The 14,609-nt window shown below is 66.8% G+C and carries 13 protein-coding genes; 6 read left to right on the top strand and 7 right to left on the bottom strand.

Features of this window, described 5'->3' with window-relative positions:
* Positions 1–216 precede the first annotated feature (216 nt).
* Complete coding sequence (locus D3880_RS05370; RefSeq protein ID WP_119892470.1) at positions 217–489, top strand: DUF3509 domain-containing protein; 273 nt, start codon at positions 217–219, stop codon at positions 487–489.
* A gap of 214 nt (positions 490–703) precedes the next feature.
* On the opposite strand, the gene D3880_RS05360 is transcribed toward D3880_RS05370, so the two are convergent.
* Both D3880_RS05360 and D3880_RS05350 read right to left on the bottom strand, forming a co-directional pair.
* The gene (locus D3880_RS05360; protein ID WP_119892469.1) at positions 704–1,204 is read right to left on the bottom strand and encodes a phosphate-starvation-inducible protein PsiE; all 501 of its coding nucleotides are present in this window, start codon (positions 1,202–1,204) and stop codon (positions 704–706) included.
* Between the two features lie 358 nt (positions 1,205–1,562).
* Positions 1,563–2,030 (bottom strand): aminoacyl-tRNA deacylase, encoded by a 468-nt coding sequence (locus D3880_RS05350; RefSeq protein ID WP_119892468.1) that lies wholly within the window; start codon positions 2,028–2,030, stop codon positions 1,563–1,565.
* Between the two features lie 354 nt (positions 2,031–2,384).
* Here D3880_RS05350 and D3880_RS05345 point away from each other — a divergent pair, with 354 nt between their 5' ends.
* From D3880_RS05345 to D3880_RS05330, 4 genes are all read left to right on the top strand, one after another.
* Positions 2,385–3,017, top strand: coding sequence for a hypothetical protein (locus D3880_RS05345; protein WP_119892467.1), 633 nt, complete (start codon positions 2,385–2,387; stop codon positions 3,015–3,017).
* Positions 3,018–3,066: 49 nt separating this feature from the next.
* Positions 3,067–3,693: a helix-turn-helix transcriptional regulator gene (locus D3880_RS05340; protein ID WP_119892466.1), complete on the top strand. Its 627-nt coding sequence runs from the start codon at positions 3,067–3,069 to the stop codon at positions 3,691–3,693.
* 451 nt (positions 3,694–4,144) lie between these two features.
* Positions 4,145–5,836, top strand: a complete 1,692-nt coding sequence (locus D3880_RS05335) for a GMC family oxidoreductase (RefSeq protein WP_119892465.1) — start codon at positions 4,145–4,147, stop codon at positions 5,834–5,836.
* Positions 5,837–6,019: 183 nt separating this feature from the next.
* On the top strand, positions 6,020–6,283 hold the full coding sequence (locus D3880_RS05330) for a YebG family protein (RefSeq protein WP_119892464.1): 264 nt from the start codon (positions 6,020–6,022) through the stop codon (positions 6,281–6,283).
* Between the two features lie 189 nt (positions 6,284–6,472).
* Here D3880_RS05330 and D3880_RS05325 read toward each other — a convergent pair whose 3' ends face one another.
* The 4 genes from D3880_RS05325 to D3880_RS05310 form a co-directional block, all read right to left on the bottom strand.
* Positions 6,473–7,582, bottom strand: a complete 1,110-nt coding sequence (locus D3880_RS05325; RefSeq protein ID WP_119892463.1) for a dihydrolipoamide acetyltransferase family protein — start codon at positions 7,580–7,582, stop codon at positions 6,473–6,475.
* 80 nt (positions 7,583–7,662) lie between these two features.
* A complete protein-coding gene (locus D3880_RS05320; protein ID WP_119892462.1) occupies positions 7,663–8,685 on the bottom strand; it encodes an alpha-ketoacid dehydrogenase subunit beta in 1,023 nt (340 codons plus the stop codon).
* Positions 8,678–9,844, bottom strand: a complete 1,167-nt coding sequence (gene pdhA / locus D3880_RS05315; RefSeq protein WP_119892461.1) for a pyruvate dehydrogenase (acetyl-transferring) E1 component subunit alpha — start codon at positions 9,842–9,844, stop codon at positions 8,678–8,680. Before pdhA ends, D3880_RS05320 begins: the two co-directional genes overlap by 8 nt.
* Positions 9,845–10,062: 218 nt before the next feature.
* Positions 10,063–11,085, bottom strand: coding sequence for a Leu/Phe/Val dehydrogenase (locus D3880_RS05310; protein ID WP_119892460.1), 1,023 nt, complete (start codon positions 11,083–11,085; stop codon positions 10,063–10,065).
* Positions 11,086–11,207: 122 nt separating this feature from the next.
* Here D3880_RS05310 and D3880_RS05305 point away from each other — a divergent pair, with 122 nt between their 5' ends.
* Positions 11,208–12,008 (top strand): SirB1 family protein, encoded by an 801-nt coding sequence (locus D3880_RS05305; RefSeq protein ID WP_119892459.1) that lies wholly within the window; start codon positions 11,208–11,210, stop codon positions 12,006–12,008.
* On the opposite strand, the gene D3880_RS05300 is transcribed toward D3880_RS05305, so the two are convergent.
* Positions 11,983–14,577, bottom strand: a complete 2,595-nt coding sequence (locus D3880_RS05300) for a LuxR C-terminal-related transcriptional regulator (protein WP_119892458.1) — start codon at positions 14,575–14,577, stop codon at positions 11,983–11,985. The two genes, D3880_RS05305 and D3880_RS05300, sit on opposite strands and share 26 nt — an antisense overlap.
* Positions 14,578–14,609 lie beyond the last annotated feature (32 nt).

Raw genomic sequence — 14,609 nt, 5'->3', positions numbered from 1 at the left:
CGCGAAACATTCTCGTAAGTCTTTACGAACCATTCGCACTTGTAAATGATTTAATGCCGCCCTCGGGTCATCAGCCTGCCGCTCAGGCTGATAGGGAGCAGCGGTAATGAGGGATCAGAGCAAGGCCGGCAGGAACCAGCCGGCTGTCCGCTGGGGCGAACTTTGGCCGCGTCAGTCAGTCACTTTCCTAAGTGCCCACAAACCAGGGAGAGCACCATGGACAATCCGTTTCAGCGACTGACCGCGGCCTTCCACCGCCAATACCGGGTCAATTTCTGTGTCGAACGCCCGGACGGCAGCATCATGCTGACCCTCTCCAACGACCGCGGCCTGGTGGCCAAACGGCTGATCAGCCCGGCCCAGCGCAACGACCCGCAGCGCTTGCGCTTGCTGATCGCGAGCGTGCGCTTCGGCATCGTCGCCGAGCACCACCCGGCCCCGCGGAAGATCCGCGCGGCAACCCGAGCAGCCTCCGCGGCGACGCGCTAGGTTCTGTACGAAAAGTCGCCGAGCGAAGGTCAGGCAAGGCAAAAAGTGGCGAGGACGCGGAGTTTACGAGTTGTAAATGAGCAGTACTCGCTTCGCTCGCCCCTTCGGGGCCGCACTAAAGTGCGTTAGCGGTGAGCCGCTTTCCGAGCCACTTTTTAACGCAGCATCACGCGCGAAGCCCGCAGGCAGTTTTCGTACAGAACCTAAAGCGCCGTCACGCCTCGCCCGGCTCGCCCTCCTCCGGCGCCTGCTCGCGCTTGAGGCGCCGACGCCCAGGCTTCTCGGTCGATACCGAGGGGAATTGCGACGAGGCGTAGCGCACCACCAGGATCGACAGCGCCAGCAGCAGAATCGCCCCGGAGACATACACCACACCCATGCCGGAGCCATTGTGGTGCGACACATCGGAAATCAGCAGGCGCGTCAGCGCGGTGATCGCCACATAGATCAGGAAGCGCACCGGCATGTGGTTGGTCTTGAAGTAGATGCCGACCATGGCACCGAGTTCGAGGTAGATGAACAGCAGCAGGATGTCATCCACGGCGATATGGCCCTTCTCCACCATCTGCAGGAACGCCACCACCGCCGCCCAGGCGGTAATGCCGCCGATGGCGAACAACGCCAGGTAGTGGAAGCTCTCGACCAGCAGGTTGCCCAGCGACTCCGCCAGCTCATGCACGCTTTCGCGCAGGGATTCGGCCCAGTTGATTTTCACGCTTGCAGCTCCTCGAACAACGTCCTTGAACATCAGGCCGACCATGTTGCCGCCCGCAGGTGACGGTTATGCAGTAACAAGGCCAGCTGGAATTAGGTTCTGTACGAAAAGTCGCCGAGCGAAGGTCAGGCAAGGCAAAAAGTGGCGAGGAAGCGGAGTTTACGAGCTGTAAATGAGCATTCCGAGCCACTTTTTAACGCAGCATCACCGAGCGCAGGCAGTTTCCGTACAGAATCTAGTGTGAAGGCTCAAGCGCGGGAAAAGACACCACCCCGCCAGGCGCAGAACAGCGCCCGGCTGAGCAGATCAACCGGCAACTGTGGGTGGTGCCAGGCCGTTGGCACCACCCCGGAGCGCGTCATTCGCAGAGCGGGGCGAACTGGGCGTTGGGCATCAGCTTGAGATACTGCTCGCTGCTCATATGCACCAGCGCTTCATGATCGCCAGCTTCGAAATACACATCCTTGAGGCCCGCCAACGACTGGTCGACCAACGTTTCGATGCCGAAAGCATTGCCCACGGCGGGAATCGCGCCGATGTCGCAGTCGCTGAAGCTGCTGCTGAATTCGCTTTCCCGCGCCAGCCGCCAATGCCGCTTGGTGAGTTTGTGGACTTTCTGCAGATCCACCTGGCGGGTCGCGGGAACCACCGCCATCAGCCAATGGCCCTGGAAGTCATCCAGAATCACCGGCTTGGCCATCAGCTGCGGCGGCACTCCGGCGCGCCGTGCCGCCTCGCGGCTAGTCATGGATGGATCATGCAGGAGCATGTCGTAGCGCGAATGCTTCAGCGCCAGATAGCTTTGCAAACGGGTGGCCATGGTCATGATGCACCTCCTGCCGTGGGCCTGAGGAACGACGCCGAAATCATGGTCCCGATGAAAGCAGCGCCAGCCGGTTAGGCACCGGCCCGAAGGGCAACCTGAGCGGTTGCGCACAAGGGGAACCTCCCGTTCCCCGCCTGGCACCGATCCATGCCGGTGCCCTGATTCCAGTCTAGTGCAACGGGTGCGGCGCCACCGTACCGCACGGCGGGTGGCGGCAGGTTGCGGCCCTGCGCAAGGCTCCCGCGAAAGAACCTTCCTCTTAGACCGACTCTGGATTCATCATTTTACCAATAATGGCATTTATTTATGCTTTAATTGATTTTGTAGGACAATCCATCACATGAGGATACCGCCATGACTATCAGGACCCTGGCTTTGCTGCTGCTGACCTTGTGCGCCCAACCCGTCTGGAGCCAGATGGAGCAAGGCCACAGCACACCCGGCATGGACTCCGCCGCCCTCAGCACCCGCCTGGCGCTGCGGGATCTCTGGGTAGAGCACATCTTCTGGGTGCGCAACTACGTGATCGCCAACCAGCAGGGCGAGCGCAAGCAGGCCGATACCGCGGTCACCGAGGTGGTGGCCAATGCCACGGCGATCGCCAACAGCCTCGCGCCGCTGTACGGCCAGCCGGCCGCCGATCAGATGCTCAAGCTGCTGGCCGGGCACTGGGGCGCCGTCAAGCACTACAGCGATGCGGCTGTCGCCAAGAATGCGGCGGGCAAGAAGGCCGCCGTTGGCGAGCTGACCGGCAATGCCAAGGCCATTGCCAAGTTCCTCGCCACGGCCAACCCGAACCTGCCGGAGAACACCCTGGTCACGATGCTCAGCGCGCACGGCGGACACCACATCGCCCAGGTCGATCAGCTGGGCAAGCAGGACTACGCCGCGGAAGCGAAAACCTGGAAGGCCATGCGCGAACACATGCTGGTCCTCGCGGACACCTTGACGGCGGCCCTGGTCAAGCAGTTCCCGGACAAATTCTGAGACCAACCGGGGGCGTTCCGACGCCCCTCTTTGCCGACGAGGTAGGTGAATGCTTCAGGGAATGGGTCGCACCCAACAGGATCTGCTCAGCGCCCTGCTGTACCAAGCGGCAGGCATGAGCATCGATGAGCTGGCCAGCCACCTGACGGTGACCCGCACCGCGATCCGCCAGCATCTCGCCGCGCTGGAACGCGACGGCCTGATCCTGCGCGGTGAAACCCGGCCCACCGGCCGGCGCCCGCAGCAGCTGTACCAACTCTCACCACGCGGCCGGGAACTGTTTCCCCGCCAATACCAGCTGCTGGCCGACCTGTTGATCGATGAAGTGGCAGCCATCATCGGCCACGACAAGCTCGTCCAACTGATGCGCAGCCTCGGTCGCAAGCTGGCCGCCGGCTTGGAACAGCAGACGGTCACCGAAGAACGCATCGCCAGCCACATGAACGACGCCGGCTACGAGGCCGAGGTGTTCTTCCGCTCGACCGGCGAGCCGGAAATAGTCGCGCACAACTGCGTGTTCCACCATCTGGCCAAGGCTCATCCGGAAGTCTGCGAGCTCGACCTGGCGCTGATCGGCGCCCTCGGCGACGGCGACGTAGAGCACCTCGAGTGCATGCTGCGCGGCGGTCAGGTCTGCCGCTTCCACCTGACCGGCAAAAAAGGCCAAGCCGCGTGAGTGCGGCCGCACAAGCCGAGCCGCCGGTTGTTTTGTCCCTCGCTCCTCGGCGCGCGACTGCGCGCATCCCCGCCGCTAGGCCGACGCATTCAGGTCATCCAGACGGCTGGGCGCTGAAATGGTTCAAAGGAACGATGGTGCTAGATCATCGGCCACTAATAATGAACCTCATGCTCGAGATACATGCACAGCCCTTAGCGCCTGTTCACTATCCTGCGAGCCAGGGTCAACCGTAGGCCGACTCGCCGGGCGGGCGTAGCTCGTCAATCGGGCGAGGAAGCGCAGTTTACGCGTGGTTATGAGCATGGCTTCGGGGCCGTACTGAAAGGCGTTAGCCGCAAGCGGCCTCCGAGGCAGTGTTTAACGCCTGATGGCCCAGGTGGTCTCCAAACACCGCCCGCACCGATCGAAAAGATCGCGCGGCGCGCAGCCCACACACTAGGAGAAACAGATGGACAACACTTTTGACTACATCGTGGTGGGTGCCGGCTCGGCAGGCTGCGCGGTTGCCGGACGGCTGGCCGACAGCGGCAGCGAAACCATCGCCCTGCTGGAAACCGGCGGTCATGATCACAACGCCAAGATCACCACCCCGGTGGGTATCGCCCTGGTCATCCCGCGCCAGGGCGAGTTCAACTACGCCTACGAAACCGAGCCGCAGCCGAGCATGGCCGAGCGTGCCAGCTACGTGCCGCGCGGCCGCGGCCTGGGCGGCAGCTCGTCGATCAACGGCATGCTCTACCTGCGCGGCACCCCGTCCGACTATGACCGCTGGGCCAAGCTGGGCTGCGACGGCTGGAGCTGGCAGGACGTGCTGCCCTACTTCAAGCGTTCCGAGAACAACGAACGGGTCGCCGGCCGCGACGACGATCCGCTGCACGGCGGCAGCGGCCCGCTGCACGTGACCGACCCGCGCGCGCCCTGCTCCTACGCACGCCACTTCATCGAGGCCGCCGCCAGCGCCGGCCACCCGTACAACCATGATTTCAACGGCCCGAAACAGGAAGGCGTCGGCTACTTCCAGGTCACCCAGCGCAACGGCGAACGCTGGAACTCCGCGCGCGCCTACCTGCACCAGGGCAAGGTCGAGGACAGCACCCACAACGGCGGCCGCCAGAACCTGAATGTGCTGACCAACACCCGCGCGCTGCGCATCGTGTTCGAGGGCAAGCGCGCGGTCGGCGTGCTGGTCGAGCGCAACGGCCAGGAAGTGGTCCTGCATGCCCGCCGCGAAGTGATCGTCAGCGCCGGCAGCCTGGTCTCCCCGCAACTGCTGCTGGCCTCCGGCGTCGGCCCGGCCCGGCACCTGAAGGAGATGGGCATCGAAGTGGTGCAGGACTCGCCGGAAGTCGGCAAGAACCTGCAGGAGCATCCCGACCTGATCCTGCACAAGCGCAAGTTCAGCACCGACCTGTTCGGCGTCACCGTGCGCGGCATGCTCAGCTACGCCTGGCAGCTGCTCAAGTACCGTCGCGAACGCGGCGGCCTGTTCACCCGCACCTTCACCGAGGCCGGCGCCTTCCTGAAGACCGACCCGAGCCTGGCCGAACCAGACGTGCAGCTGCACTTCGTGATGTCCTCCGGCGACAACCACGGCCGCACCTTCCACTACGGCTCCGGCTACTCGGTGCACGTCTGCGTGCTGCGTCCGCACAGCCGCGGCGAAGTCCGCCTGAAGTCCGCCGACATGCGCGACGCTCCGCTGATCGAGTTCAACCTGCTCAAGGACGATCGCGACATGCAGACCATGCTCAAGGGCGCGAAGATCGTGAACAGCATTTTGGAGCAGCCGGCACTCACCCGCTTCGGCGGCAAGCCACTGTTCCACGGCCACCTGAAGTTCGACGGCAGCGACGACCGCGCCGTGGAACAGATGATTCGCGAGCATGCCGACAACGTCTATCACCCGGTCGGCACCTGCCGCATGGGCAGCGACGTCAACTCGGTGGTCGACCCGCAACTGCGGGTGCGCGGCGTGGAAGGCCTGCGCGTGGCAGACGCCTCGGTCATGCCGACGCAGGTGGGCGGCAACACCAACGCGCCGACCATCATGATCGGCGAGAAGGCCGCCGACCTGATCCGCGCCGCGGCAGGCGCGAATGGCAGCGCCGCGGCTACCCCGGAAGCCGCGCTGGCAGGCTAACGGCAAACGCTGAAGCGACAACCAAAAGGGGCGGCCATGGGTCGCCCCTTTTTGCTTTCTCCGGGATAAAGACTTGCCACGAAGACCGCTGCTGGCTAAAAGCCTTCCACTGCTTTATGCTCGCAACAACTGTATATAACAACAGTATTGGTTTAACTGATCAGCATGAAGGTGAGGTGATGAATGGCCGTCGAAGTGGTGTATCGCAGCAGCCGGGACCCGGAGCGTTTGTTCATGGATAAGGCCGAAGCGGATCGTCATGACAAGATGCTCGAACTGGCCGAACTGCTCACCGAAGTGCTGCACAAGGCTGTGCCGTCGCTGAACGAACAGCAGGGCGAGGAAGTCGGCATCTACCTGGCCAAACACCGCGACCTGCTCGCCAAGGCCTTCAAGAGCCAGCCGGAAGCGCTGCGCGAGTTGCTCGAGCCGGGCAGCGGAGCCTGAGGCCTGCGGGCGGAGCGCAAGGCGACCTCGTCCCCTAGTAATCCCGTAGGTTGGGTGGAGCGTAGCGATACCCAACGCCTAGATCGCGATGGGTATCGCGTTGCTCCATCCTACGGCGAGCGACCTCGTACCAACAAAAGACCTCTCTGCTTGCACGTGAGGGGCTGTGTCATTTCAGCTGAACAAGGTTCAAAGGTCTGGCTGCTCCAGCGCCTCCACCAGCGCCCGCAGGAAACGCGCGGCCTCGCCGCCGGTGGCCACGCGGTGGTCGAAGGTCAGCGACAGCGGCAGGATCGGGTGGATCGCCACCTGCCCGTCCCAGGCCACCGGCTCGTCGCGGATGCCACCGGCGCCGATGATCGCCACCTGCGGCGGCACCACCACCGGGTTGGCGTAACGGCCGAACAAGCTGCCGAAGTTGGACAGGGTGATGGTCGCACCCATCATCTCCTGCGGCGGGATCGAACGCGCCTGCACATCCGCGCGCAGGCGGCTCATGCCTTGCTTCAGATCCTCCGCACTGCGCCCGCCGACATCACGTAGCACCGGCACGAACAGGCCGTCCGGGGTGTCGACGGCGATGCCGAGGTCGAGCTTGGCGTGCTGCTTGAGCGACAGCAGTTTGCCGTCGAACCAGGCATTGAGGATCGGCTCGACCGCACAGGCGGCGGCGATGGCCTTGGCCAGGCGGACCAGCGGGTCGCGCGCCGCGCCCCAGCGGTGCAGGTCGGCGTCGCCGTAGATGGTCACCGGCACCACTTCGGCGTGCGACCTGGCCATATTGATCGCCATGCTGCGCCGCACGCCACGGAGTTTTTCCCCACCGAAACGGTCGCGCGACTGTTGCGCCGCGGCTTCGACGTCGGCGCGGCTGACCAGACCGTCCGGGCCGCTGCCGACCAGGCCGCTCAGTTCGACGCCCAGCTGCCGCGCCAACTGGCGCACCGCCGGAGTTGCCCGCGGCGCCAGGTGCGCGCGAGTCGAAGGCGCGGCGCCGACGAAGAAGCTGTCCTGCTGACTGCTGCCGCCGCCTTCCAGGCGCCCGACCACGGTGCCGGCGTCGTCCTCGCCCTCGTAGCCGAGCAACGGCTCACCGACATGCAGCAGATCACCCTCCTTGCCGAAGGTCTTCGCCACCACGCCGTCATAGGGCGCGGGGATGTCCACCAGCGCCTTGGCGGTTTCCACCGAGACCAGCAACTGGTCGGCCTTGACCGTCTCACCGGGCTTGACGTGCCACTCGACGATCTCGGCTTCCTGCAGGCCTTCACCCAGATCGGGCAGTTTGAAATATTTCATTGTTGTTCTCCGGATTCTGCTCCGCAGGACAGGTGCAACCGTGCTCAACGACGGGTTGCACCCGCCCTCCATGAATGGGTTCAGGCGTAGTTCAGCACCGTTTCGCAGGCCGCCAAGATGTCCTCGACGCCGGGGATGTACAGCTGCTCCAGGCGATACAACGGCGGCGGGATGTCCGGCGCGGTGACCCGCTGGATCGGCGCCTGCAAATCCAGCAGCGCACGCTCGTAGAGGCTGGCGGCGATCTCCGCGCCGACCCCGTAGGAGCGCGGCGCCTCGTGGACTATCACGCAGCGCCCGGTCTTGCGCACCGAGGCCTCGAGGGTATCGAGATCCAGCGGCTTGACGCAGGCGACGTCGATCACCTCGGCCGAGACGCCCTGCTCGGCCAGCCGTTCGGCGGCCTGCAAGGTCTCGTGGACACTGGCGCCCCAGCTGATCAGAGTCAGATCGCTGCCCTCGCGCAGGGTGAAGCAGGTGTCCAGCGGCAGGCGCCGACCATCGTCCAGCAGCGGTTGCGGGTTGAGCCGGTACAAGCGGGTCGGCTCGAGGAAGATCACCGGATCGGGATCGTCGATGGCGGCCAGCAGCAGGCCATAGGCGCGCGCCGGCGACGACGGGATCACCACGCGCAGCCCCGGAACGTGGGCGAACAGCGCCTCGGTGCTTTCGCTGTGATGCTCCGGCGCGCGGATGCCGGCGCCCATCGGACTGCGCAGCACCATTGGGCAAGTCAGGCGGCCACGGGTGCGGTTGCGCAGGCGGCTGGCGTGGGACACCAACTGCTCCATGGCCGCATAGATGAAGCCGAGAAACTGGATCTCGACCACGGGTTTCAGGCCCTGGGCGGCCATGCCGACGGCCAGGCCGCCGAGCATGTTCTCGGCCAGCGGCGTGTCGATCACCCGCTTGAAGCCGAAGGCCTCGCGCAAGCCGGCGGTGGCGCGGAACACCCCGCCGTTGACGCCGACGTCCTCGCCGAGCACGACGACATTGGCGTCCTCGCGCATGGCCCGGTGCAGGGCCAGGTTGACCGCGTCCAGCAGGCCGGCTTTCTTCTCGACCAGGGTCGGCGTGGCGATCTTGGAGCTCAGGTCATTCATGATGGGCACCTCCGACACTGGCGGCCGCAGGTCGCGACTGATGGCCCTCGCCCGCTTGCGGGAGAGAGGGTGAGGCGCTAGGCGCCTCGCGACGAACGGCCCGTTCCAGCAGCATCTCGCGCTGCTCGGCCAGCGCCGCCGGCCAGCGCGCGTAGACCTGGTCGATGACCGACTCGAGCGGCTGCAGGCCGGCCGCCTCGAAGGCATCCACGGCCTGCTGCACCAGGGCCTGGCACTCGCCGATCAGCTTCTGCTCGCGGCCTTCGTCCCACACACCCTGGGCGGCGAGGAAGCTCTGCAGGCGCTTGATCGGCTCTTCCTGCCAGGCCTGCTTGACCTCGTCGGCGCTGCGGTAACGGGTGGCGTCGTCGGCGGTGGTGTGGTCGCCGAGGCGGTAGCTCAGGCACTCGATCAGCACCGGACCCTTGCCCTGGCGGGCGCGTTCGATGGCCTGCTGCAGGCGATCGTAGACGGCGAGGATGTCGTTGCCGTCCACCTGTTCGCCGTGGAAGCCGGCGCCGATGGCCTTCTGCGCCAGGGTCGGCGCACCGCTCTGAATGCGCCGCGGCGTGGAGATGGCCCACTGGTTGTTGTTGACCACGAACACCACCGGCAGTTGCCAGGCGCCGGCGACGTTGAGCGCCTCGAGAAAGTCGCCCTTGCTGGTGGCACCGTCGCCGCAGGTGGTGACGGTGACCCGATGCTGGCCGCGGATCTTGAAGGCGCTGGCCACCCCGCAGGCGTGCAGCGCCTGGGTGGCGATCGGCACGCAGATCGGGAAGTCCTCGGCCACCGCCGGGTCGAGGTAGGCGCTGCCGCGCTCGTCGCCGCCCCAGTAGAGGAGGATTTCCTCCATCTTCACCCCGCGCATCAGCTGCACGGCGGTGTCGCGGTAGTACGGCACCAGCACGTCCTCGCCGCGCATCAGGCTGCCGATGGCGACGCCGATGGCCTCCTGGCCGAGGGTCGGCGCGTAGGTGCCGATCCGCCCGGTGCGCTGCAGGGCCACCGCCTTCTGGTCGAACAAGCGGGTCAGGACCATTTGCCGGTACAGGCGGGTGAGCAGGTTGAAGTCGTCGGCCCAGCCGGGCAGTGCGCCGCTGAGGCGGCCATCGGGGTCGAGATAACGGGTGTACTGGAGGTCGATCTTGTTATGCATTGCCAGACTCCCCTACACCTTGTGGGTGCGCCACGGGTTCCCGACGCTTGTGGCGTCAGGGGTTGTGCGCGGCGGCCGGCCGGGTAGGCCAAGCGCCGCGCTGAGCCCCTCTGGTTAAGGAGAGAGGCCTTAACTGTCGGACCGTGCGGGCTGGGGTAAAGTCCGTCGCGATCCTCTTTTGGCTCGTCGAGCCAGCTTCCCGCGGAACCGGGGAAGGATCAATTACCGTATAGCAGACGCTCCGCCAGGTCGTCGGCGACGCGCGCGGGGGAGCGCTTGTCGGCCTGGGCGTGGGCGAAGATCTCGGTCAGGCGCAGACTGATGCGCGACAGCCGCGCGGTGATGTTCACCAGGCTCTCGTCGCGGTGCTTGAGCGCCACATAAATCAGCCCGCCCGAATTAACCACGTAATCCGGGGCGTAGAGAATCCCGCGCGCCTCCAGTTCGTCGGCGATCTCGATGGCAACCAGCTGGTTGTTGGCGGCGCCGGCCACCGCCGCGCAGTGCAGCTGGCCGGCGGTCTGGGCATTCAGCACCCCGCCCAGGCCGCACGGCGCGAGGATGTCGCATGGGGTGCTGAGCAGCGCCTCGGAGGCCACCGGCTGGGCGCCGAGTTGTTCGACCGCCAGACGCACCCGGCCCGCGTCGAGATCGCTGACCAGCAGCTCGGCCCCGGCGGCGTGCAGTTGTTCGGCCAGCGCATAGCCGACATGGCCGAGGCCCTGCACCGCTACCCGCAGGCCTTCCAGATCGTCGCTGCCGAGGCGCGCCAGGGCGGTGGCGCGGATGCCGGCGAACACGCCCATGGCCGTGTGCGGCGAGGGGTCGCCGGCGCTGCTGGTACTGGTGACATGCCGGGTCTGCTGGGCGATGCAGTCCATGTCGGCGCTGGAGGTGCCGCTGTCGACGGCGGTGATGTAGCGGCCCTTGAGGGTTTCGATGAAGCGGCCGAATGCCTCGAACAGCGCGGCGCGGTTGTCCAGATGCGGTGGGCGGATGATCACCGCCTTGCCGCCGCCTTGATCGAGGCCGGCCAGCGCCGCCTTGTAGCTCATGCCCTGGGCCAGGCGCACGGCATCGCGCAGGGCGCTGACATCATCGGGATAGGCGAGATAGCGACAACCGCCCAACGCGGGGCCGAGCTTGGTGCTGTGGATGGCGATGATCGCCTTGAGGCCGGTGGCCGGATCGTGCGCCAGGTGCAGCGCTTCTAGCCGGGCGGCTTCCATGATGGCAAACATGGCGGGGCTCCCTTGCTCATGATTACCCCGAGTATAGGCGGCCGCGCCGAGGCCGGAGCGCGCGCGGTAGTGGACGAAAGTTGAGCCGTTGACTACAAACCAAGAATCAACCGGAGACCTCGATGACCCCGCGCCAAAGCTGCTTCGCCTGCCTCGAGCGAGAGCCTGCCAGCCTCTTCGAAGCGGCCCTGTGGATTGCCGCCGAGCACGACGACGTGCAACCGCCGCGCGTGCTCAACGCCCTCGGCAACCTGCTACAGCAAGTGCGGGTCGGCTTGCCCGAGTGGCCGGTGCAGGAACTGGCGCAACCGCTGCTGCGGCGTCTCAACGAGTTGGACTTCCACGAAGACGATGACCTGCCCCTGCGCCCGCAGACGGCCCTGCTGCATCGGGTGCTCCAGCGCCGCCGCGGACAGCCGCTGTCGCTGGCGCTGATCGCCCTGGAACTGGCGCGGCGGCTGGAGATTCCGCTGCTGGGGGTGAACTTCCCCGGGCGCTTCCTGCTGCGCGTGCCGGGCGCCGATCACCTGCTCGACCCCTGCAGCGGCCGGCGCCTCTACACCCACGACTGCCGCGAGCTGTTGCTGCGCCAGCTGGGGCCGCGCGCCGAGCTATCCGCCGCGCACCTGCAACCCTGCGAGGCGCGGCAGATGCTGCAGCGCCTGTCGCGCAACCTGCGCCTGCTGCACCTGCAGGCCGAGGATCACCTCGCCGCGCTGAAGGACGCCGAGCGGGTCCTGCAACTCGGCCCGCCCACCGCGCTCGACCACCTGGCCCGTGCCGAACTGTATCGCCAGCTGGACTGCCCGCAGGCCGAGCGCTACGACCTCGAACACGCCCTGCTGCTGACCGACGACCCGGCGCAGCGCCTGCAGCTGAGCCAGCGCCTGCAGCAGATCAGTCAGACCCCGGCGCTGCACTGAGCGCCGCGCCCTCCAGCAAGCCGCGCAGCTTGGCCTGCGCCACCGCCTGGGTGCGCCGCTCCACCTTGAGTTTGGCGTTGATGCGATGGGCGTGGGTCTTCACCGTGTGCAACGAGATGAACAGGCGCGCGGCGATTTCCTGGTTGGACAACCCGGCGGCGATCAGCCGCAGCACCTCCAGCTCGCGCGCGCTGAGCAGCTCGCCACTGTCGTCCGCCGGCAAACGCGCGCGCAGCAGCAGTTGCTGCTGTTCCTCGCTGGCATGCGCGAGCAGCAGCTCCGGCTGCCGCGCGAACAATGCTTGCAACGGGCGAACCATGCGCATGCGCTGCGCCTCCGCGAGCCCCAGGCGCAGTTCCTGTTCGGCCGCCTCGGCTCGCCCCGCCACCAACAGCGCCTCGGCCAGGCTGAAGCGGCATTCGCAGGCCAGGCCGAGCTGACCGTTGCCCAGGCACTCGTCGCGCAACGCGACCAGCGCCGCAAGCGCAGCTTCGACCTGGCCCTGGCGCAGATCGACCAACGCCAGCCGGTGGTGCGCGCGGGGCAACAGGCCATAGAAGCCGGACGGTGCCAGCAGGCCTTGCTGTTTATAACGCTCGAGCAGCCGGCATAGGACCTCCCGCGCGGCCGGCAAATCACCCAGGCGCAGGTTGAGCGCGCCAGTGGCCAGTTCCAGCATGCCGCGGTAGCGCACTTCGGGCACCTTGAGCCAGTGCAGCAGGCGCTCGCCCTCCTGCAACAGTTGCGCGGCCTGGGCGGTGTCACCCGCCTCGGCCGCCATTTCGGCCAGCCCGAAGTAGCCGAACAGCTGGAACACATCCTCGTAGCGCTCGGCCTCCTGCATGCCCTCGCGCAGATCGACGCGAGCCTCCTCGGCGCGCCCCAGGACGATCAGCAAGGCGCCGCGCAACAGACGCAGGCGCGCCATCACCGGCCCGCGGAGCATGCCGGCGGCCACCTGCTGCATCGACTGGTCGACCAGTTCGAGGCCCTGAACGAAGTCGCCACGCATGGTCAGCAGGTGGATACGGTCGAGGTTGAGCAGCGCCTCGTAGGCCAGGCTGCCGTTGAGGCGTGCCTGGCGCACGCCCTCGGCCAGCAGTTCTTCGGCCTGATCCAGCGCCTGGATTGCCAGCGCGTGTTGCGCCAGGGTCTGCATGCACAGCATGCGCGGCGCCCAGCTCGCCGGCGCCAGGGCCGCGAGTGCGGCCAGGCAATACTCACGCGCCGCCGGCAGCCCACGCTGGCGATGCAAGGCACCCTGCACGGCCTGCCACTCGGCCAGCAACTGCATCTGCCGGCCGCTGTCGGCCTGGGGCAGGAAGCGAACCAGATCGGTCAGGCATTCGTCGACCTCGTCGAGCCGACCACGGAACAGCAGGGTCCAGGCCAGCATGAAGATCAGCCGCGGCGAGCTGGCGAACAGCGTACGCGGCAGCTCGTCGCGCCATTGCAGGAACTGGCTGGCGCTGCGCTCGATCAACAGCTGTTTCTGGTCGAAGCTCAGCAGATAGCCCGCGGCCAGATCCGGCAGATCCGCCGCCAGCGCTTGGTCGATCGCCTCGCGCACTTGGCCATGCTCGAACAACCACTGCGCAGCGCGCTGGTGGACGTCGGCCGCCGGTGCCGCGCCAGGCACGCGTTGGAGACAGTGCGCCAGCGGCCGCCACAGGCGCCACTGCTCGCCGGAGCTGTCCGGGTCGTCGCCGATCAGCAACTGACGGTTGCGCAGTTCGTCGAGCACTTCGCCGCTCGCTGTCGCCAGCAGGTGCAGGCCCAGCGCCTCGGAGAAACGCGGCAGATGGGCGAGCATCAGCAGGGCCTCGCGGAGCGCCTCGGTCAGGCCGTTGAGGACTTCGCGGTCGAGGTATTCGCGCAGCAGCGCCGTACCGACGAGTAGGCGCTCGTGCAGTTGCGCCGGCGCGGTCTTGAGCAGCAGCAGGCTGATCACGGCCGGCCAGCCCTCGTAGTCGTGCAGCAGGCGCTCTTCCAATTCGGCCGGCAGCTTCAGCCCGTGCGCCGCCAGCAGTTGGTGCAGCTCGGCCGCGTCCAGCGCCAAGGTCTGCGCATCCAGTTCCAGCAGCTCGCCGAGCAGCAGCAGGCGCGGCAGATTCCAGTTCGGCCGCCGCCGGCAGGCGACGAACCAGCGCAGGTTCGGCGGGATGTGGTCGAACAGCCGATCGAGGCAGTCGTCGAGTTCGGCACAAGGCTGGCGCGGGTAGTCGTCGAGGACGATCCACAGCCGCTGCTCGACGCGTTCGAGCAGGGCGGCCAGCACTTCGCCCGGCTCCCCCGGCTGCACCGGCAGGCGCAGGGCGCCCGCCAGCCGCTCAAGCAAGCCGGCAGGGCTCAACGCGCGGCCGCCAAGGTCGAGCCAAAGCAGGCGCGTGCCGCTCGGGATCTGCCGGGCGCACTCGCTGAGCAGCACGCTCTTGCCGAAACCGGCGGGCGCGCAGATCAGGTTCAGCCGGCAGTCGCTCGCCAGTAGCGGCTGGTACAGGCGCGGGCGCGGCACGTGCGCGACCGGCAGGCGTGGCTGGCGACTGGCAACGACGACTGGCTGACTCATTCCCCGGGCTCTCTCGGACGACTGGGCACCGG

It is taken from the genome of Pseudomonas cavernae (genome assembly GCF_003595175.1).
GTDB lineage: Bacteria > Pseudomonadota > Gammaproteobacteria > Pseudomonadales > Pseudomonadaceae > Aquipseudomonas > Aquipseudomonas cavernae.
The sequence above is the reverse complement of the archived record's forward strand: the minus strand, read 5'-3'. Positions and strand labels throughout refer to the sequence as shown.